Source organism: Sulfitobacter indolifex (genome assembly GCF_022788655.1).
Classification (GTDB): domain Bacteria; phylum Pseudomonadota; class Alphaproteobacteria; order Rhodobacterales; family Rhodobacteraceae; genus Sulfitobacter; species Sulfitobacter indolifex.
This window is the reverse complement of sequence record NZ_CP084956.1, coordinates 33,112-53,327: the sequence shown is the minus strand read 5'-3', so window position 1 is coordinate 53,327 and position 20,216 is coordinate 33,112. Positions and strand designations below refer to the sequence as shown.

Sequence of the window (20,216 nt, the reverse complement as noted above, 5' to 3'; positions counted from 1 at the left end):
GCGTCCTGCGCGTCACAGCTCGGCCCGCGCCGCCGCAACGCACCAAAGCAACGAAGAGGCCGTCAACAAGAACGGAGTCTCGCCGGTCTGAAAGCCGCTCAGCAAAGGTTCACCCGAAGAAGCTCTTGGTTGAACGAGATTTGTAAAGATCAGCTCGCGTGACAGGCGCCACCCGGAAAATGTGTAGACAGGCCGACCCAAGTTTTTCCCGGATGGGAAAGGGTAAGAGTTCTGGCTTGTCGTTCCCCTGACTAGGCGGCCCCGTTTATGTCTGCGGCCAGTTCCTCCAGACTCTTTTTTGTGATCTGGATGATTTCTCGCACGTCATTCGCGCCCACTATCAATGGCGGACAAAATGCCATCGCGTCTGTCATATTACGTGAGATGAGGCCGTTGCGCAGCATGATTGCGTTCATTTGGGCGCCGAGTTTTCCAGGGGCAAAATCGCCTGATTTACCCTCTGGGGCGATCAATTCAAGTGCGCCTATGAGGCCAATGCCACGTGCCTCTCCAACGAGAGGGTGGGACGTCAGGTCGGTCAATCCAGCTTGCAATTCTGCACCGCGTTCGGCGGCATTGGCCACAAGATCGCGCTCTTCGATAATCTTGATGTTTTCCAGCGCTACGGCTGCGCCGACGGGGTGGCCACCGCCCGTATAGCCATGCCCCAGAACACCGATGCGCCCGCTTTCGTCGGCGATTGGCTGATAGACCCGATCGTTGATCATGAAAGCCGAAAAGGGGAAATAGCTGGAGGTGATCTGCTTGGACATGGTGAGAATGTCGGGCTTTATGTCAAAGGTTGTAGAGCCAAACATGTTGCCCGTGCGGCCAAAACCGCAAATCACTTCATCTGCGATAAGAAGGATATCGTATTTCGCCAGAACCGCTTGGATTTTCTCCCAGTAGGTCGCCGGAGGAACAACAACACCGCCCGCGCCCATGACAGGCTCGGCGATGAATGCGGCTACAGTTTCGGGGCCCTCTGATTGGATCATATCATCAAGATCTTGGGCACAGCGTGACGCAAAAGCTTCTTCGCTTTCGCCGTCCTGACCTTCGCGCCAGTAGTGCGGGCAAGTGGTGTGCAAGATGCCCTCCATCGGCAGATCGAAGGACTTGTGGTTATAGGGCAGACCCGTCATCGACGCGGCTGCGACTGTCACGCCGTGATAGCCGCGCAGGCGCGAGATGATCTTCTTTTTCTCGGGCTTGCCGAGCGCGTTCGAGCGATACCAGACCATCTTGACGATCGTATCGTTCGCCTCGGAGCCCGAGTTGGTATAGAAAACCTTGCTCATTGGCACGGGGGCTATTTCGATCAGCTTTTCAGCAAGATCAATCGCCGGACCATGCGAGCGGTGCGAGAAGTTGTGGTAGTAAGGCAGCTTTTGCATTTGCCGGCTGGCGACATCCACAAGGCGTTGTTCGTTGAACCCGACTGCCACGCTCCAAAGGCCGGACATGCCCTCGATATAGCGGTTGCCGTTTGAGTCGGTGACGTGGATTCCCTCGCCTGATTCAATGATCAGCGGACCAATTTTTTCATGCGCTTCGGCATTGGTATAGCTGTGAAAATGATAAGCGATATCACGGGCTTCGTCTGAATTTGGTCGCACATCCATGGCAGGCATCACTTCTTGTAAGTTGGCGTTTTTCACGCGGCAGGGGGCCGCGATTTGCCCTCAGTGCTATCGCCGCTTTCTTGCTTTTAGCAAGCAGTTTTGTTCCGAGCATCCTGTCTGCGGGCCAGCGAGGCCGCCCATTTGAAGCAGAAACGCCCGCCGGGATTTCGGTCGTGGTTTGAGGACACTTCCATCCTGTGATTCTGTTTGGATGCTTCGTTTTTTTGAAGCGCAGCGGCCGTGAATCTTGGGGAAAATGCGGCCCAATCCCGCTCAGGTTGTTGCCTTCGCAGCTTTCCGTTTCACAAAACCAAGACCCGATTTGGCGGTGTTCTCGCGCTGCAAATGGTTGGTAAAAATATGTTTTAGTTAGATATTTAGGATTTTCCAGGGCCTTTCTGGGCCCGATGAAAGAATCGCAAGTGCGCGAATTGACACGTGACACAAGAGTTTGTGCGTTTTTTGCCAAAGTGGTTGGCCGGAACGGTGCTACGATCATTTTAACACATGAGACAGTTGTGTTTTCGCCATTTGTGTTTTGGGGACGTTAGATGAATCAGAAGGACAAAACTGCAAACAAGCTCATGACTGCCACCCAGTGGCAGGCGGCTGTCTCAGATACGTTCTTTCCCCTAGAGACCACGATGGCGGATGACCAGTCCTTTTCAGGTGATCTCAATACTTGGAACCTCGGTATCGTCGGTCTGTCGCAGATGCGTTGCGATGGCATTCTCTACAAAAGGCACAAGCGGCACTTTCTGGACGAAGTTGAAAGCAGTCTGCTGATTACCATTCCAAGATTGGGGACGGTCGGCTTTGACCAGAATGCCCGCCAGGCGAAATGTTCACCGGGCGAGTTTCTGGTAGAACGGGGCGATTTGCCCTACGAGTTCTGGCATGAACAGACGAACGAGCTGTTGGTGCTGAAGGTGTCTTCCGAAAGCGTGCGGGCCCGCATCGGCCCAACAGACCGTTTGGGCGCGCTGAGTTTTGATGGCACAGCCGGCGTGGCCAGTTATTTTCTGGATACCGTCAAGACAACGGCGCTGCACGTCGATTTGCTTGATGAGCAGGCGCGCGCGGCCGCTGGCAAGCACATCCTTGATCTGCTGTGCCTCTCAATCCGCAAAGATGACCGTGTGCTGGACAGCGAAACCTCGACAATCCGCGCAGCACATCTGTACCGCGCAGAACAGTTTATCCGCAACAACCTCTTCAATGAGAATCTCTCCTCAAGTCTTGTGGCAGAGGCCTGCAATGTGTCGCAGCGCTATCTGCAACAACTGTTCTCGGAGTCGGGCAGGTCGGTTTCCGGGTTCATCCGCGAAAAGCGTCTGGTGCGCGCGCGCGAGGACCTGAGCGTCGTAGGGCCCATCACAATTGCCGAGATAGCCCATCGGTGGGGGTTTTCGGATCAATCCCAGTTTAACAAAGCCTATCGTGCGCAGTTCGGCTGCACACCGACCGAAACGCGCAAAGCCGCGCAGCAAGGCCAGAAGACGGCCCCTCCGTAACCCTTAGCTAAAACCGAAAACCCCCAAGTAGGGTCGGCTTTCGCCGGCGCCTTCCTGATTCCCTGTTGTCTTTTGAAGGATGTAGACATGAAGAACACAAGAGTTGCCGTAGATGTGGGTGGGACGTTTACCGACGTCGTCATTATGGACGAAACAACGGGTGCGATCCGCATCGAAAAGACGTCATCGACACCGGATGACCCGATGGTTGCCATTCTCAACGGGATTGATCAGGGCGGCATCGACCTCAGCGAGGTGTCGATGTTTTCGCACGGGACAACCGTGGCAACAAACGCGCTGATCACACGTAATTTGGCGCGCTCTGCGATGATCTGCACCGAAGGGTTCCGCGACGTGGTCGAAATCCGCCGGGCCAACAAGGAGGATCTGTGGGACACCTACAAAGATGTGGCCAAGCCCTACATCCCGCGTCGGGACCGTCTGACCGTCCGTGAATGCGTCGACGCGAACGGCACGGTTCTGGAAAAGCTGGACGAAAAAGAAGCGCTGCGCATCGCGCATGTTTTGAAGAAGCGCAAAGTCGCCTCTGTTGCTGTCTGCTTTATGAACTCTTACACCAATGGGGCCAATGAAGAGCGGATGCGAGACATTCTGCTGAGTGTGATGCCGGATGTGCCGGTGTCGATCTCTTCACAGGTCCTGCCGGAGATTTTTGAGCACGAGCGTTTCTCGACAACGATGGCAAACGCGGTCGTGTCGCCTTCGGTCGTTGATTATGTAGCGCGCCTTGAGGGTAAGCTGGCTGACGGCGGCTACGAACGCGATCTGCTGTTGCTGCACACGGGCGGCGGCGTGATGACCCCGGCCAGCGTTAAAGACTTTGCCGCGCGTCTGGCAGGGTCGGGCATTGCCGCGGGCGCGATTGCCAGCCGCTTTATTGGCAACCTTTGCGGGTTTGACAATTCTATCGGTTTTGACATGGGCGGGACCAGCACGGACGTATCCTTGGTGTATGAAGGCAAGTCGCGTGTCACCAAAGACTGGTATATCGAATATGGCTATCCGATCCGGTTCCCGTCGATCGAAGTGCTGACCATTGGTGCGGGCGGCGGATCTCTGGCGTGGAAAGACGAAGGCGGGTCACTGCGCAACGGACCGCAATCTGCGGGCGCCTTCCCTGGGCCTGCCTGCTACAAGAACGGCAATGAAGTGGCCACAAACACGGACGCCAATGTTGTGCTGGGCCGCCTTGGCACATCGCTCGCGGGGGGCAAGATTACCCTTGATCCCGCCCTGGCCGAAGCGTCGGTCAGAGAGACTGTGGCCGAGCCTTTCGGAATGGAGCTGCACGAAGCCGCCGAAGCCGTGGTTGCGGTTGCAAACGCAAATATGGCCAATGCGGTGCGTTTGCTGTCGATTAGCCGAGGTTATGACCCACGGGACTTCGCGCTTGTGGCGTTTGGCGGAGCCGGGGCGTTGCATGGTGCGGCAATTGCCAAGGAGTTGTCGATCCCGACTGTCATTATCCCGCCCAATCCGGGTGTGACATCGGCTCTGGGTTGCCTGCTGGTCGATATCCAGCACGACTTCTCAGACAGCTTCATGGCTGCTGCGGCTGATACCAAGCCGGAGGATTTGGAGGCCGCCTTCGAGCGGCTGGAGGCCATGGCCGCTGATCGTTTGAAGCACGAAGGCGTAGCGCCCAAGGACATTGTCATGCAGCGCACGGTCGAGATGATGTATCAGGGCCAATGGCGTGCCTTGGCAGTATCTGCGCCGTCCAAGGTCACCGATATTGAGGCCTTGATCGACGGGTTCCACAGCGAACACCAGCGCGAATTCAACTTCCGCCGGGATGACGCACCGGTGTCGATCTTCCGTGTGGGGCTGACGGCGACGGGTATGGTTCCCAAGGCCGAGCTGCAAAAGCACGAGGTGAGGAAGAACAAGCCCAAGACCGACAAGACACGCGATGTCTGGTTTGACGGCAAGGCCCACACGGCGATGATTTTCGAGCGTGAAAACCTGACCGCCGGTGCGACCTTTGATGGCCCCGCCATTGTCGAGCAGTTCGATTCAACCACCGTAATTCCGCCGAACACGACTGCTGAAGTCGATCAATACATGAACATTCTCATCCGAGTGCAGGAGTAATACTATGAGTGATTCAAAAGCCCTAGATCCCGTCACGTTTGAAGTTCTCAAGAACTCCTTCATCACATCCGTTGACCAGATGGCCGAGCAGATGCTGCGCACCTGTTACTCCTTTGTGATCTACAACCGAGACTTTTCTAACGCGCTGCATGATGCCGAAGGCAATTCGGTTGCGCAGGGCAACGATGACATCGCGGTGCACGTCGGCACGCTGCACTTTACCTGCAAAGACGTTATTCGCGTCTTCAAGGGCGACATGATGCCCGGCGATATCTACGCGATCAACGATCCTTACGCAGGTGGCACGCACTTCAGCGATGTCCGTCTGGTGCGGCCGATCTTTGATGAAGACGAGCTGATCGGGTTTTCGCAGTCAAACGGGCACTGGTCTGATCTGGGTGGCTCTGTGCCCGGTTCGTTTGATGTGACGGCGAAAGACATGTTCCGCGAGGCGGTTCGGATCACACCTGTCCGGCTATTCCGTGCCGGCGATTTTTGTTCCGACGTTGCCAACCTGATCGCAAACAACACACGCGACCCCGCGTCGATTATCGGTGACATCCACAGCCAGGCACAGGCCACGCAGGTGGCCGAACGTGAAATCCTGCGGCTGGTGCGAAAGTACGGGCGCGAGCAGGTCAAGCAGGGCATGAACGAGGTGCAGGACTACGTTGAACGCGCCGTGCGCCAGCGTATTGCGGCGCTGCCCGACGGCACATGGAAATCCGTCGACTACATCGACCGGGACCCGTCAGGTGGCGAGGGGATGATCCCGATCCACATCAAGATGACAATCAAGGGTGATCAGATTCACTACGATTTCGAAGGCAGCCACCCGACGATTGGTTCGATGTACAATTCCGCGCCGGGAGCCACATTCTCGGCTGTCGTCGCGGGGATGAAGACCTTCTTTCCTGACCTGCCGTTGAACTCCGGCTTCTATCGGATGCTCTCTGTCGCTGCGCCGGAAAATTCGGTGGTCAGTGCCCAGTGGCCCACGGCGGTCACCGGCTTCCTGATGCCGTTTGAAAAGATCATGAACTCGGTTTTCGAGATGTGGTCGGAGATCATGCCGGAGCGCGCCATCGCCTGTGCATTCAACCTTGAATACCTGTTGGCGGGGGGCACGGACAAGCGGCGCGAGGAGGACTCTACATTCATGTTCTACGAATGGCTCCCCGGCGGTTGGGGCGGACGGCGCGGTAAGGATGGCAGCGACGTCACCACAGCCTGCTTCGGAACCGGGCTCATGTCTCAGCCCAACGAAGGCAACGAGCGGGTCAACCCGACCCGGACGCTTGAATTTCAGATCAAAAAAGACAGCGCAGGCCCGGGCAAATGGCGCGGAGGGACAGGGGTGCAGAAAACCTCCCTGCTTCTGGAAAGTGAAAAATCCGTCATGTCCTATGTCTGCGACCGCGAACGCGCCGTCGTCTGGGGTGTTGATGGCGGTTTGCCCTCCATGCCGCATGGTCTGACCATCAAACGCGCCGGCTCGGACACGCACGAATGGCTTGGGTCTGTCTTCTCTGACTTCCCGATGTATTCGGGAGATGAGTTTGCGCGCCCGACCGCGGGGGGCGGCGGCTTTGGCGACCCACTTGAACGCAAGACAGAGGCTGTTCTGACGGATGTGGTGGATGACTATGTCTCTATCAAACGAGCCGCGTTGGACTATGGCGTTGTGATCAAAGAGATTGATGCGGACTTGTGTGAATATGAGGTCGATGAGGCCGAGACCGAGAAACTGCGGGCGCATATTCGTGAAAACCGCGTGGCTTGGGCCCGCATTGATCCTGAAAAGGTTGCCGAGATGTATCGCAAAGGCGAGATCGACGCGATGGACGCCGTGAGACGCTATGCGGTGATCCTGGATTGGGAAACCGGCGAGCCGCTGCCCAAGACGATCGAACAGTTCCGCGAGAGTTTCGAGCGGCGCAGCGTGGCGCACTGGACCTAGTGAGCATCACCAGGACCCACAGCCGCCATCGGTTGGCGGCTGTGGCGCACAACGGTCGGAACAGGAACGCGAAGGATAAGATTTTGTCATTGGAACTGGAATCAATCAGCGTTGCGTTTGGTGGCTTCAAGGCTCTGGATGACGTGACGATTTCGCTAAAGAAGGCGGAAATTGTCGGGTTGATCGGCCCCAACGGAGCAGGCAAAACCACCTGCGTCAACATCATCACAGGCTTTCAGGACCCCACGTCAGGCACGGTCATGCTGGATGGGCAGGACATCAACGCCAAAGCGCCCTATGACATTCGCCGCCGGGGTCTTGCGCGCACGTTCCAGGCCGGGCGCTTGTTTTCCGGGCTGGATGTACTGGACAATCTTGCAGTGACCGGGGTGGGCCTTGGCCATTCGCGGCGCGCCTCCGAAGACGAAGCGCTGCGCGTGTTGTCCTGGATGGGGGCCGGGCATCTTGCCGAACTGCCCGCAGCCGGGCTGCCCTATACGGACGAGCGCAGGGTCGGCATTGCGCGTGCGCTGATGTTTGCCCCCGATTACCTGCTGCTGGACGAACCCGCCGCAGGCATGTCCGAAACCGAAGCGGATGATCTGGCACAAATCATCAGGCGGATCGCGGATGAGCTGAACTGCGGTGTCCTGTTGATCGAGCATAACGTCGGGCTTGTCCTGTCATTGTCAAACCACGTCTATGTTCTGGACGCGGGCAAGATCATCGAAGAGGGCGACAAGACCGAGATCCTGGCCAGCCAGGCGGTACGCGAAGCCTATCTGGGCGCAGAGCATGCGCCAGAAAACATGGAGCACGCGTGATGTCAAAGCTGGGTGTTTTCGATGTCGCGGTTCGGTATGGCAAAGTGCCTGCACTGTCGGATGTTTCCTTTACTGTTCAAGAGGGTGAGAGGCTGTTCATCTCCGGGCCGAATGGGGCGGGCAAGTCCTCTCTGCTCAAGGCGATTTGCGGAGCCGTTGCCACGACCCATGGCCGCATTGAGGTGGACGGCGATGTGCTGAATGGCCGCTCGCCCGAAGCGATAGCGCGTTTGGGTCTGACTATGGTTCCGGAAGGCCGCGAGGTTTTCGGAACGCTGACAGTCGAGGAAAACCTGCGTGTGGGCACGGGCATCCGGAAGGACAAGGCGGCGATTGAAACGGATATCGACGGGATCTACCAGAGCTTTCCTATCCTGGGTGAGCGGCGGCATGCCAATGCCGGAGCACTGTCCGGCGGACAGCAACAGATGTTGGCGATCGGGCGCGGTTTGATGACCAATCCCAAACTGATGATGGTGGATGAACCTTCGCTTGGGTTGGCTCCGAATATTGTCGATCAGGTCTATGAAACGCTCGTCAATCTGCAGGCCGAACGCGGCTTGACCCTGATCATCGTTGAACAGAGCTCGGCCCGCGCGGCCCGGGTTGGCGGGCGCATGGTGTTGCTGCGCGGGGGTCATGTTGCCGGCGATGGCGATGCGGCAGGCTTTGCGGAAAGCGATCTGCTTAAGGAAGCCTACTTTGGGCAAAACCAGTCGGAGGATGCGACATGAACGCCGTTCCACAGCTGCTCTTTGATGCGCTGAGCCTTGGGGGCATCTATGCCATGGCCGCACTTGGGATTGCTCTGATCTTCGGGGTGATGAAACTGGTGAATTTCGCCCACGGCGAATACATCGCCTTTTGCGTTTTTGCATTGATTGTGCCCTCGACGGACGCAGTTGCCGTCATGTTCTTGGGCAAAGCGCCGGCGATTTTGCTGATCCCGCTGCTGCTGCTGATCGGCGCTGCAATCGCCGTCGCCTCCGAGTTCTTTGTCTTCAGGCACATGCGCAATGCCACGCCTGTGGCGATGATGATTTCATCTTTTGCCTTGGGGTTCGTGATCCAGAATACACTGCTGTTGGTCTACAGCAGCCGTCCCAAGGCAGTAAGCCTCTGGCCAGAGTTGAACCAGCCCGTCAGCATCGCAGGGGCCTCGATCCCTTTGCTACAGATCATCGTCATTTGCACCACTTTGCTCGTTGTTGTGACGCTTGCCTTGCTTTTGAAACGCACGCGGATCGGGCTGGAAATGCGCGCGGCGGCTGAGAATTTCACCATGGCGCGGCTTTTGGGTGTGCGGGCCAATGTGGTTATCACCGGCGCCTTTGCCCTGTCTGGCGCGCTGGCTGCCGCTGTGGCGCTGATCATGGTCACACAAACCGGTGTGGCAGACATTCGCATGGGCGGGCAGATCATGTTGGTTGCCTTCATTGCCACAGTGATCGGCGGTTTGGGCAGTTTGCCCGGTGCTGTAGCGGCGGGATTTTTGATTGGCGCTGCTTCGGTCATTTTGCAGGGGTTCCTCCCGCTCGAAGCACGGCCTTTCCGTGATGCGTTTCTTTATACGCTGGTCATTGTCAGCTTGCTGCTGCGCCCCGACGGATTGTTCGCTCCGAGATCTACGAAGCCGAGGGTTTAGCACATGGCACAAACACATAAACAAAAGCGCCTGAGTGCTTGGTCCACGCCAATCTTGCTGATCGCCATTCTGGTGGTGTTCACATTGCTGGTCACGCTTCTGGGTGACAAATCATTGGCGCGTATGGCGGCGCAAACCCTGATCCGCGTGACCTTTGTTGTCGGGCTTTGGATATTCGTTGGCAACTCCGGCCTCGTCAGTTTCGGACATGCCGGTTACATGGCGATCGGGGCCTATTGCTCTGCATGGCTGACCCTGAGGCCCCAGATGAAGGGGATGTTCCTACCTGATCTCTGGCCGTATCTGGCGACTGCTGAATGGCATGGTTTTCCGGCTGCTGTTGCTTCGGGCCTTCTGGCGGCTGTCATTGCACTGATTTCAGGTGCTGCGATCTTGCGGCTCTCCGGCATCGCCGCCTCTATCGCGACATTCGCATTTCTGGCAATTGTCTACACCGTTTATTCCAGCTGGGAAGGCGTCACGGGGGCCACGTCTTCTGTTGTCGGCCTGACACGATATGCCGATCAATGGGTTACTCTGGGGTGGGCCTCTGTCACAGTTCTGGCCGCTGCGTGGTATGCCAACTCCGCATCCGGACTGGCCTTGCGTGCCAGCCGCGAAGACGAAGTGGCCGCAGACGCCAGCGGTATCAACATGTATGGCCATCGGCTCATTTCTCTTGTGGTCTCTGCCTTCTTTGCGGGTGTCGCGGGTGCGCTCTTTGGCCATTCGCTTGGTGTTCTGAACCCCAACAGCTTCTACCTCGGCATTACCTTCATTACCCTTGCAATGCTTGTCGTGGGCGGCATTGGCAGCCTGACCGGCGCTGTCATGGGGGTCCTTGTTCTGTCCATCATCATCGAGGGGCTCGTGCGGATGGAGCGGGGCATGGAGATTGGCGAGACGACATTGGCTCTGCCAACGGGTGCTCAGGAAATCATCATCGGGATCATCATGATCCTGGTTCTCATTCTACGCCCTGCCGGTCTGACTGGCGGGCGTGAACTCCGGCTGCGGATCGGTGGCCGCTAACCGGAAAATCAAACACATCGAAACCTAAAGGGAGACGACTAATGAAACACTTCTTCACTGCAACAGCCCTCACGTTAGCGCTTGGCGCGCCCGCCATGGCCGATGACATAACAATCGGTTTTGCCATTGCAAAATCCGGTTGGCTCGAAGCCTATGACGCCCCTGCCGTCGCCGCGGCGCGCATCCGGATTGATGAGATCAATGCGGCCGGCGGTCTGCTTGGCAAGCAGATCAAATGGATCGAAGCCGATACCAAGAGCGATCAGGCACAGTCCGCAAGTGCCGGTCTGCAACTGGTCGATGAAGGCGCGGAAATGCTGATCGTGACCTGTGACTACGACTTTGGCGCACCTGCAGCCTTGGCGGCTGAGGCGGCGGGCCTGAACTCCTTCTTCCTCTGCGCAGAAGACATCAAGGCAGGTATCCAAGGGGTTGGCCCGAACAGTTTCTCCGCCTCTGTTCTGGCGGCTGTTCAAGGGGCGACGATGGCGGAATGGTCCGTTAAGGAGCGTTCAGCAAAAACCGGCTATGTGCTGCTTGATACGACAATCGAATACAACAAAGGTATCTGCACCGGATTCGACTGGATGTTCCCCAAAGCGGGTGGCGAGATTGTCGGTCGTGATACCTTCCTCAATGGCGATGCCTCCATCGCCAGCCAGATCACCCGGATCAAAGGCCTTGAGAGCGAACCAGACGTGATCATGCTGTGCTCCTACATTCCGGGGGCTGCGTCTGCTGTGCGCCAAATTCGGGCAGCGGGCATCAACTCGACCATCCTGAACGGCTCTGCGGTTGATGGCTCCTACTGGCTGGACGCCGCACCTGATTTGTCCAACTTCATTGTGCCGGTGCAAGGGTCTATCTACGGCGATGATACGCGTCCTGCCGTAAACGAACTCCGTGATGCGTTTGAGGCGGCTACAGGCGCTGGTCCGTCCAGCACATACGCGTATCCGGGTTATCTGCTGATTGATCTATGGGCCAAAGCGGGCGAACGGGCCGGAACTGTCGAAGCATCAGCCGTAACAGCCGAACTTGAGAAGATGGATGGCGAACCAACAGTCTTTGGTCCGCGCAGCTTCTCTGATCAGATCCACCACCAGAACTCTGCTGAAATGCAGATTGTCGAGATTACAGATGGCAAACCAGGTGTCATCGGCAGCTTTACAATCAGCGAACCTGTGCCGCTGGACGTGCTGCTGAAGTAAGCCGGCTCTGGATGCAAAACAATGCGGGTGTTCCATGTTTGGAGCACCCTTTTTCATATGCTTCTGGTGGCCAGAATGATTTGCACCCTAGGCTCGACATCGCAAATCAACGAAGAGAGACAACAGAGACGAGACAGTTATGCAGTGGAGGTGCTGCACCAAGGTGTCGCAACGTTCTCCCAATGCCAGATTTGGGCTGCCGTTTTTGAGGCAATTCCGCCTTCCCCAGACTGCAGACTTTAGCTCTACTGAAGAAAACCGTGCGCTCTGGGCTCTTGTTCCTGTTTCGCTGCATTGTGCACGAAGGTCCGGTTTCAGTTTTGGGTGAGTTAATTACGCCCTTGCTGACTACCGCGCGAGGCTAGGCCAGCCTGTTTGCCCTAAAGGCCGAATGCAGATGGCCCTTTAACCGCTTGCTCGGTTCGCAGAAGATAACTACGATTCAACACAGCCGGAGGATTGGTCCACTGGCTTTTGGTTTCAAGTCCAGTTTCAACAACAAATGGAGGATTATCGCTATGGATAATCGGTTCGCTTACATGCGCAAATACCTTGGGTTTTCCCAAAAGGATGCATCCAACATTTTTTCCACTCGGCTCGATACGATCAAGAAATGGGACAGCGGCAAACTGCTAGTGCCGGGTCCGGTTTTGGAAGAACTTTATGATTATATACGGTTCACAAATGATATGGTTGTCGAGTTTTGCGACGAGCGCCAAGCGGAAGATGAAGACGAGGGGATCGACGAAATCTACCTGCGCACCTTCACAGTTGAAGGTCTTGCCGAGCAAGGCTTGCCGCCCTCCCTTGGTTGGCAAGATCAAGTCATTGGTGCAATTATCGGTCGTCTTGCTTCCATCCACGTCTACGGCGCGGATACGCTGCCAGAGCATCATGACCCCGACTATCATTGGTATGAGTATTGGGGCCTTGAGCCAGTAAAGAAGCCAACAGAATTTTTCACCATCCAGGACGAAGCATTGTTCGCGAATGAACTTGCAAAAGCTGTTGAAGGTAACTTTTGGCAAGTGGATTTTGACCCAGACGAAAACTACTATTTGATTGGATTCCGAACAAAGTCAGTGTCCAAAGTTACACGCCATATTTGGATCAGAGCTGTTCGCGCTGGTCGAGGTTCGGAACTTGTAGAACGTTTCGCTGGTGAACCACTACGATATTGCGATTCATTTGGCGAAGGTGCCCCATACATCGAAGGACCAAACAAGGCCAAAATCCCTGTCGGTTTTGCGTCCGGCCATGACGATGACACCGTTGATCCGCATACATTAGCGGAGACACTTTTTGCGGCCCTCGCAACATCCTACCCAACCAAAGGCGCTATGCGTGAAGCGTGCCGCGACCGATATGCGGCATTGGTCGGTGCTGACGAGGGCTACACAGCCGATTTTATGAACGATTGGGACGTGAAAGACACTCGCTTTGTTTCTCACAACTTTATCGCAGCCCTGTTTTTTGAAACCCAAAAACAGACCGGCTTGACGTTGCACCCCGAAGCTATGGTTGAACTATGCTCGATACTCGCCAAGTCGGAACCGTCGATACGCAGCATGGATCACGAAGTTGTTGTGATCGACATGGGCGAAATGGTGTTCACCATCACGCTTGATCTACGCGACGTTCTTTCCCAATCGGGTGATGGCAGAGACTTTCACACCGAAGCAAGCAAAGCCCTTGATGTTATCCAAGCGTCAATCGGAAACGATGGTCTGACCCGTATAGAGCCGTTCAGCACAATCGAAATCGAATTTACTTCGGACGACGCAGAAGGATAGGACACCTACCTTTATCTTCCCCGAAATAATCCTCGGGGGAGCGCCACTGGCGCGGGGGCAGATAGCCCCCTTCGTAGCTTGTCTTAGGGACCGGTGTTGGTACAATAAAGCATTATTGACCGATTGAGAGTGGATTGAATCTTGCCGTTGAACCCACCAGAAACACCCAATGTATTAACAGAGGTCGCATTGAAACAGCGCCTTGAGACGGGTTCGAAACTCATCATTACATGCAACGTATCGCCAACGCGCAAAGCATCATCATGGTTTGGAGTTTGGACGATGCACGCAGAACATGCCGATGGGACTACGCAAATGTTGGTCACGGCGCGCTCTAGGATGGCAGGTGAAATTTCCATTCGTGAGTTCAAAACCGTGACGGGAATCGTGTCTTTTCTGACCGACTGCGGTTTCACCAAAATTTCCTTCCCCGTGATTGAGGGCGACACCGTGAGACTACCGCTGGATACTTAAATCTAAGCATACCCAGCAGTAAGTTTGGTTGCCAATGCCCCGCCCTGTTGGGCGGGCAGCGCGTTACCCACAATCCCGACGCTTCGATGTTCAGTGTCTTCGTTTACTCCGCCGCGCGACCAAGAACTTCTTCGGCCCATTGGTTCAGGCTTTTGCCAGACAGCTCCGCCGCGAGTGCCGCCTTGCGGTGTACCTCGGGATCGACGCGAAACATGACTTGACCCGAGAATGCTTTTTGCGGCTCCTTGCCGACCTTTGCGCAAGTCTCAACGTAGTCTTCAACCGCTTCATGAAAGGCATCCCGCAACGCTTCAACCGTGTCAGCATGAAATCCGACACCATCGCTGATACCGGCAAGGCGGCCAGTGAAAATGCCATCTTCATCATCATACTCGATGCGGGCTGAGTAGCCTTTGTAGGTCATGGTATTGGTCATGGCGTTACTCCGATCCGTTCCAAGAATGCGCGGGCGGCGCGCACCTGATAGCGTTTGGCTTCCTTGGCGGGATGCGGACGATGAAACGTCTCGACCTCGCCGTCCTTTTCGAACCGCACTCGTGAACCGCGTCCTTCGATGACCTGCGCACCAGCTGCGACAAGTAATCTCTCAACAGCGGACCATTCGACTGTTCCCGACACTGGGTCGGCAAAGACAACGGCCAGAGTCTTGCGGTGTTTGCTATTCATGGGTCTATATAGGTCATGCTTGCATATATTGCAAGCAAGTTGCTCACTAGGGTGTGTGCCGGTTTCTCATGATGCGCCGCACCAAACGTCAAAACAACAGAATCTGTAGTATACTCCGTCGCACTATCAGCCAAAATCAAGCCATTGATCTCGCATGGATTTACGAGATCGCGTTGGTGCAAATTTAAGAAAACTAAGGCGGCTTCAATCCCTTAGCCAAGAAGCCCTGTCACTTAAGGCAGGACTTGAACGAGGCTATGTTGGCCGACTGGAACGTTCACAATATTATACCTCAATGGCGACCGTGCAAAAGCTTGCTTTTGCTCTCGAAGTTGACCCCATCGAGTTAATCGAGCCAGTTCTGATAACCCGCGGTAAAAAGTCAGGAACCGCCGATCATGAAACCTCAGATGATCAAAAGGTGTCTGGAGGCTCACAGCTGCTTGCTGTGCCGTTTCAAGAGGGATTTGAGAAGCGGCAAGACGATCTTACCCTCGTATTGATCGACTATAGATGGAACGACGGATCAACTGTTCGCCGCTGGCTTGTCGATCCGAAGAAGGTCAAACAATCGGCCATTGTCGTGAAACCTTGCATACTGCTTTGACAAAGGCAGATACCTGCTCAGTAGGAAAACCAGTCTGAATGACCCATATTGCCTCCGTAGTCGCCATATTCGACCATGATATCGCGCGAGTAGAAGTTTCCAAAACCACGCCCAACGGGCAACAAAATAGTTTGCCCGCTTTCGGAGACAAATGAGCTCGGCCAACGCGTGTGCGAGCCGTAGACACGTGCGATATATCGGCAGGTTCGGTTTTCACGGTCACAAGACCGAATACTCCAGTCCCACTGCCTTGGATCGTCACGCGGCGTGTAAGAGCGGCCTGTGAACCAGATCACATGTGTGCGGTTGAGCCATTCGTATTCTGGAAGGTCCGTATCAACCTCGCCCTCACCGCCGGGGCCACCCAATTCAATCGGTACTGCGGCGAAGGTGCAAATCCCGAACGGAGGCCTACTCGGCCACGGCGTGATGCGGCGGATCATTGTGCGATAGGCCCGCGCGCAGACCGCGCTCGGAGGAAATCCACCCGCCATACAGAGCATAATCGCGCAATCTATATCGTAGGCCTGCGCCTTTTTAGGTGCGCCAAATGTCATCAAAACACCAAAGATTGCTGACAAAATAAGCCGTTTCATCGGAGACTCCTTTGTTTGGTTTCGTCCTATGGTTTAGCATTTTGTTAAATTCTGCAATATATCATATTGACTCAATGTGTCTTTCCGCTTGTACTAGGTCGGACTAGAAGGGCTCTCAGGGGGAGAGTCCAAATGCCGATAGCGCGCAATCAAATCTTGATCACACTCGATGGGGTCAAAGACCTTCAAAAGAGGGAAGTTGCGTTCCGCTGCCGGTATGAACTCGTGGGGTTCACGGACGATGGCAAGCCGCGCTACCAGTGCATCTACCTGCGTGAGGGCGAACCCGAAGCCATTCTTGTGTCCACGCGGATCACGCCTCTCGGGCCAGAAGCGCGATACTTCAATATCTGGCCGGGGCTTTTCAAACACCATCTCGAGTTTGGCGACGGGCGCGATTTGCGCTTTGGTGCTGACTACAACATTACCCTCGAGGGCAACGGCTGACGTTCTAGCCTTTCGCGCTGACGGAACGGCTACGGCGTCTGGGTGGACGTTTCACAGAACACGCCCGAGCTGGGCCACGTCCGACGATGCTGTGGAAGCGCAACCTGTTGCCGTTGCACCAATTGCGCCTGCGGCGGGAGCCTCTGCCCAAGTTCTCTCACTCATTCGTCAGACGGCCAGCCGGCACCAAAACAACAGGGCCATCGCGCAAGCAGGCCTTTCGACGCGAGACTGGCACGTTCTGTTTCAAGCGATGATTGAAGCGGAGAGCAGTTACAATCCGACTGCCATCAGCCCCAAGGGTGCCTATGGCTTAGGGCAATTGATGCCTGCTACGGCACGCGAGCTTGGTGTGGATCCCCGCGATATCTCTCAGAACCTCGACGGCGCAGCACGCTACCTGCTAACCCAACTGGCAGAATTCCGAAGCGTCGAACTTGCCTTAGCCGCCTATAACGCTGGGCCCCATCGCGTTGAGCAATACTCAGGCGTACCGCCGTTTTCTGAAACACGCGCCTACATTGCACGCATCCACGACATTCGTGAACGGCTGTCCGGTGGAACGTCGCAGCCAGCACCAATCCGCGTCGCCAATACAGCACCCACACGCGCTCCCGTCATTATTGAACTGAACTGATCAAGGACATTTTCATGCCAAGACACCACTCACGATACTTGCCACTCATGGTCGCAACCTTAGCGCTCCTTGCCTCCCCTGCCTTCGCGCAAGACTTGTCGCCCATTCAAACAATGTTGGAGACGGTCGAAGCCGCACTCACAGGACCAATTGGCATTGCCGTGGCTACTCTAGCGGTCATTGGCACAGGCTTCATGTGCATGATGGGGCGGCTGAACTGGGGATGGTTCGCCTCCGTGATCATCGGGATCGTGTTGATTTTCTCGGCGGGCACCATCGTCGACGGCTTCACCTAAGAGCAGGCAGAGCAGATGGCAGAACGTTCCCCACTTTTCCTCGGCCTCGCACGCCCACCCAAGTATCTGGGTCTCCCTGTCGGATATCTGGTGGTCTTGGCCATGGGGGTCGTTCTGCCATTTATCTGGACGAAATCTCTGATCTTTTTCCTGATCGGGATCATTGCCTATCCAGTCCTTTGGTTCGTTGCGGACAAAGAGCCTCATTTCTTTGAAGTGCTGCGCATCTCCTTTGGCACCGTGCGCCCGACCAAAAACCGCGCACATCATGGGGGTGACAGCTTTGGCGCTTGATGGTGGAACTTTGAGCGGCATCGGCCCTGCGGTGCGTGAAGCTGGGGGAACAGGATTTGCCCGTGAAAGCTACCTTGCGGAGCACCTGCCCTATTTTGCTTTGGCAACGGACGATGTGATGGTGCTGCGCGAAGGCGATCTTCTGGCAACCCTACGCCTTGATGGTCTGAACCCGATGACTACCGAGGACGATCGCCTTGATGCGCTCAAGCGCGCGGTTGCCGCAATCGTGGCCCAAACCGGGAATACGTTCGGTTTTTACATCCACCGCGTCTCTGTTCCACAAAACTTAGACCTTAAGCCCGTCGAGGGTGATACCTTCGCGTCCCAAGTCGATGCCCGTTGGGCAGCTCACATCAAAGGCCTGCGACCTTCCAAGCGGCAGATGTATCTCAGCGTCATTCGCCGCCCCAATCTCGCAGCCCGCATCCCATTTTTGCGCGCACTCGCCCGCAAAGCTTGGGTCAAAGACCGCGCAGCGCGTGTTCAAGAGCTCAACGAGGTTATGGGCTTCTTTGCGGTGGCCCTCTCTTCGGCAAACCCTGTTCGCTTAACAAAGACGGGCGGTGAATGGCTCGGGTATCTGAACACGCTCAACGCAGGCAGCTTTTCACCCATCGCATTTGGTCAAAGCCCCCTGCCCCTGTCTCATACCATCAGTGATTGCCGCGCGACGTTCGATGGAGATGTGGCGACGATTACATGTGCCACAACAGGTGCCGTCAAATATGGCGCGCTCTTTAGCATCAAATCCTATCCCGCACTGACAGACGTGACGCTTCTCGATGCGTTAGATCTGCCTCTCGATATCGTACTGACCAATTCATTCAGTCCAATCCCGAACAACATCATGGCCGAGCGCATCCAGCGCATCATCAGACAGATGCATGCGTCAGATGATGCCGCCGTGTCATTGCGCGACCAATTGGCCTTGGCTGCAGACGATCAAGAGGCGGGACGCATCGCCTTTGGCGACCATCACCTTTCCATCGCCGTCTATGCGCCTGACCGCGACACACTTGAACGCGCCGCCGCACAGATCAAACGGGTCGGCCAAGAAATCATGGCTGTGATCGTGCGCGAAAACATGGCGCTGAAAGCCACCTATTTTGCACAGAGCCCGGGCAACTTTGGCTATCGCGCCCGAAAGACACCAATCTCATCGACCAATTTTTCTGATTTTGCAGCCCTTCACGGCAGTGTTGAAGGGCGTAGCAATGACGAGAGCCCGTGGGGTCAGAGCATTGCGGTTCTGCCAACAGTGGGTACATCAGGCTACCGTTTCAACTTCCACGAAGCGGGTTCTGCAAGCAAAGAACCTACTGTGGGCCACACACTGGTTTTAGGGCGCACGGGAACTGGCAAAACATTGACGACTGCCTTCCTCACCGCGCAAGCGCAACGGATCGGCGCACGCCTGTTCTTCTTTGACAAAGATCGCGGCTTGGAAATGGCAGTCCGAGCTTTGGGTGGCCGTTACAATGAAATCCGCGCAGGCGTGCCCACAGGCCTCAACCCGCTCGCCTCTGAAATCGATGAACGCGGACGCGCTTGGTTATCCGATTGGTTGGCCACCTTGCTGACGCGCAGCGGTGCCTTATCCGGAGAACAATCGCGCCACATCCAGGGTGCGGTAACACAGAATGCAGATGCTGGCGCAGCCTTACAGCGCTTTGCCAGCTTTGAAACCTTGTTCCAGTCCTTGGATGATGATGGCGAGCTGCAGTCCCGCGTCGCAGAATGGGCCCCCGGCGGTCGGTTTGGCTGGGTATTTGATGAACCCGACCGTGGGCAGCGCCTCGATCTCTCTGGCGACATCGTCGGGTTTGATATGACTGAGATCCTCGACATGACAACGGAGCGCATGGCTGTGCTTTCATACATTTTCCGCCAGATTGAACGCGTAGTTGAAGACCGTCGACCCACCATCATCGTCTTGGACGAGGCGTGGAAACTACTGGATGATCCTTATTTCGGCGCACGGTTGGAAAACTGGCTCGTGACCCTGCGCAAGATGAACTGCGTCGTGATCATGATGACGCAGTACCCCAGCCAGTTGCGCGACAGCCGCGTTGGCAAAACCATTGTTGAAACCGTCCCGACGCAGATCCTGTTTCCCAACGACCGCGCCACGGTGGCCGATTACGATTTTCTGCGCGTGAACTCCAAGGAAGCTGCTTTGCTCGTCCAACCCACCATTGGCCAACGCATCGCGCTGGTGCGCTCCGCGGGTGACAGCGTCTTTGTCGATGCTGACCTCTCTGCCCTTGGCGACTTGCTGCCAATCTTGGGCGGCGGTGCCACAGGTGAGGCCCGCGTGCCAGCCGACTGGCGTTCAAACCCAGATTTTTGGAGACCACAATGAGATATTCCCAAACCATTCTTGTGCTTTCGGCTGCGCTGTTGCTATCGGCCTGCGCGCAATACACCGAGAAAACGTCCCCATGCTTTAACCGAAG

Annotated in this window: 19 protein-coding genes; 15 read left to right on the top strand and 4 right to left on the bottom strand. The window is 56.0% G+C overall.

The genetic code is table 11. The features are described from left to right. Positions 1 to 251: 251 nt before the first annotated feature. A complete protein-coding gene (locus tag DSM14862_RS20830) occupies positions 252 to 1,625 on the bottom strand; it encodes an aspartate aminotransferase family protein (RefSeq protein WP_040701702.1) in 1,374 nt (457 codons plus the stop codon). A gap of 551 nt (positions 1,626 to 2,176) precedes the next feature. On the opposite strand from DSM14862_RS20830, the gene DSM14862_RS20825 reads away from it, so the two are divergent. From DSM14862_RS20825 to DSM14862_RS20785, 9 genes are all read left to right on the top strand, one after another. Beyond that, the gene (locus tag DSM14862_RS20825) at positions 2,177 to 3,139 is read left to right on the top strand and encodes a helix-turn-helix domain-containing protein (RefSeq protein ID WP_007120578.1); all 963 of its coding nucleotides are present in this window, start codon (positions 2,177 to 2,179) and stop codon (positions 3,137 to 3,139) included. Between the two features lie 87 nt (positions 3,140 to 3,226). Beyond that, positions 3,227 to 5,254: a hydantoinase/oxoprolinase family protein gene (locus tag DSM14862_RS20820; protein ID WP_007120579.1), complete on the top strand. Its 2,028-nt coding sequence runs from the start codon at positions 3,227 to 3,229 to the stop codon at positions 5,252 to 5,254. A 4-nt stretch (positions 5,255 to 5,258) separates the two neighbouring features. Next, on the top strand, positions 5,259 to 7,214 hold the full coding sequence (locus DSM14862_RS20815) for a hydantoinase B/oxoprolinase family protein (protein WP_007120580.1): 1,956 nt from the start codon (positions 5,259 to 5,261) through the stop codon (positions 7,212 to 7,214). 83 nt (positions 7,215 to 7,297) lie between these two features. Further along, the gene (locus DSM14862_RS20810; protein ID WP_007120581.1) at positions 7,298 to 8,038 is read left to right on the top strand and encodes an ABC transporter ATP-binding protein; all 741 of its coding nucleotides are present in this window, start codon (positions 7,298 to 7,300) and stop codon (positions 8,036 to 8,038) included. Continuing rightward, positions 8,038 to 8,772, top strand: coding sequence for an ABC transporter ATP-binding protein (locus tag DSM14862_RS20805; protein ID WP_007120582.1), 735 nt, complete (start codon positions 8,038 to 8,040; stop codon positions 8,770 to 8,772). Before DSM14862_RS20810 ends, DSM14862_RS20805 begins: the two co-directional genes overlap by 1 nt. After that, positions 8,769 to 9,683 carry a branched-chain amino acid ABC transporter permease gene (locus DSM14862_RS20800; RefSeq protein WP_007120583.1) on the top strand — a complete coding sequence of 305 codons (915 nt, stop codon included), beginning with the start codon at positions 8,769 to 8,771 and terminating at the stop codon, positions 9,681 to 9,683. The genes DSM14862_RS20805 and DSM14862_RS20800 overlap by 4 nt, the downstream gene beginning before the upstream one ends. A 3-nt stretch (positions 9,684 to 9,686) precedes the next feature. Then, positions 9,687 to 10,715 (top strand): branched-chain amino acid ABC transporter permease, encoded by a 1,029-nt coding sequence (locus tag DSM14862_RS20795; protein WP_007120584.1) that lies wholly within the window; start codon positions 9,687 to 9,689, stop codon positions 10,713 to 10,715. A 41-nt stretch (positions 10,716 to 10,756) separates the two neighbouring features. Further along, complete coding sequence (locus DSM14862_RS20790) at positions 10,757 to 11,926, top strand: ABC transporter substrate-binding protein (protein ID WP_007121029.1); 1,170 nt, start codon at positions 10,757 to 10,759, stop codon at positions 11,924 to 11,926. A gap of 518 nt (positions 11,927 to 12,444) precedes the next feature. Continuing rightward, positions 12,445 to 13,719, top strand: coding sequence for a helix-turn-helix domain-containing protein (locus tag DSM14862_RS20785; protein ID WP_007121030.1), 1,275 nt, complete (start codon positions 12,445 to 12,447; stop codon positions 13,717 to 13,719). 577 nt (positions 13,720 to 14,296) lie between these two features. Here DSM14862_RS20785 and DSM14862_RS20780 read toward each other — a convergent pair. Both DSM14862_RS20780 and DSM14862_RS20775 read right to left on the bottom strand, forming a co-directional pair. After that, entirely contained in the window at positions 14,297 to 14,629 is a 333-nt protein-coding gene (locus DSM14862_RS20780) for a type II toxin-antitoxin system HicB family antitoxin (protein ID WP_007121032.1), read from the bottom strand. Next, the gene (locus tag DSM14862_RS20775) at positions 14,626 to 14,880 is read right to left on the bottom strand and encodes a type II toxin-antitoxin system HicA family toxin (RefSeq protein WP_007121033.1); all 255 of its coding nucleotides are present in this window, start codon (positions 14,878 to 14,880) and stop codon (positions 14,626 to 14,628) included. The genes DSM14862_RS20780 and DSM14862_RS20775 overlap by 4 nt, the downstream gene beginning before the upstream one ends. A 154-nt stretch (positions 14,881 to 15,034) precedes the next feature. Between DSM14862_RS20775 and DSM14862_RS20770 the strand changes: the two genes are divergently transcribed. Continuing rightward, positions 15,035 to 15,487 carry a helix-turn-helix domain-containing protein gene (locus tag DSM14862_RS20770; protein WP_083790418.1) on the top strand — a complete coding sequence of 151 codons (453 nt, stop codon included), beginning with the start codon at positions 15,035 to 15,037 and terminating at the stop codon, positions 15,485 to 15,487. 17 nt (positions 15,488 to 15,504) lie between these two features. Here the strand turns inward: DSM14862_RS20770 and DSM14862_RS20765 are convergent, their stop codons facing one another. Continuing rightward, on the bottom strand, positions 15,505 to 16,083 hold the full coding sequence (locus DSM14862_RS20765; protein ID WP_007121035.1) for a hypothetical protein: 579 nt from the start codon (positions 16,081 to 16,083) through the stop codon (positions 15,505 to 15,507). 132 nt (positions 16,084 to 16,215) lie between these two features. Here DSM14862_RS20765 and DSM14862_RS20760 point away from each other — a divergent pair, with 132 nt between their 5' ends. Genes DSM14862_RS20760 through DSM14862_RS20740 form a run of 5 tightly spaced genes read left to right on the top strand, consistent with a single transcriptional unit; the run spans position 16,216 to position 20,122 of the window. Next, positions 16,216 to 16,530 (top strand): hypothetical protein, encoded by a 315-nt coding sequence (locus tag DSM14862_RS20760; RefSeq protein ID WP_007121036.1) that lies wholly within the window; start codon positions 16,216 to 16,218, stop codon positions 16,528 to 16,530. Then, the gene (locus DSM14862_RS21845; RefSeq protein WP_279291309.1) at positions 16,493 to 17,167 is read left to right on the top strand and encodes a lytic transglycosylase domain-containing protein; all 675 of its coding nucleotides are present in this window, start codon (positions 16,493 to 16,495) and stop codon (positions 17,165 to 17,167) included. Before DSM14862_RS20760 ends, DSM14862_RS21845 begins: the two co-directional genes overlap by 38 nt. A 14-nt stretch (positions 17,168 to 17,181) precedes the next feature. Beyond that, positions 17,182 to 17,463 (top strand): TrbC/VirB2 family protein, encoded by a 282-nt coding sequence (locus DSM14862_RS20750; RefSeq protein WP_039965702.1) that lies wholly within the window; start codon positions 17,182 to 17,184, stop codon positions 17,461 to 17,463. Positions 17,464 to 17,478: 15 nt separating this feature from the next. Further along, complete coding sequence (locus DSM14862_RS20745; RefSeq protein WP_007121039.1) at positions 17,479 to 17,757, top strand: type IV secretion system protein VirB3; 279 nt, start codon at positions 17,479 to 17,481, stop codon at positions 17,755 to 17,757. Then, positions 17,732 to 20,122, top strand: a complete 2,391-nt coding sequence (locus DSM14862_RS20740; RefSeq protein ID WP_007121040.1) for a VirB4 family type IV secretion/conjugal transfer ATPase — start codon at positions 17,732 to 17,734, stop codon at positions 20,120 to 20,122. Before DSM14862_RS20745 ends, DSM14862_RS20740 begins: the two co-directional genes overlap by 26 nt. Positions 20,123 to 20,216: the final 94 nt, after the last annotated feature.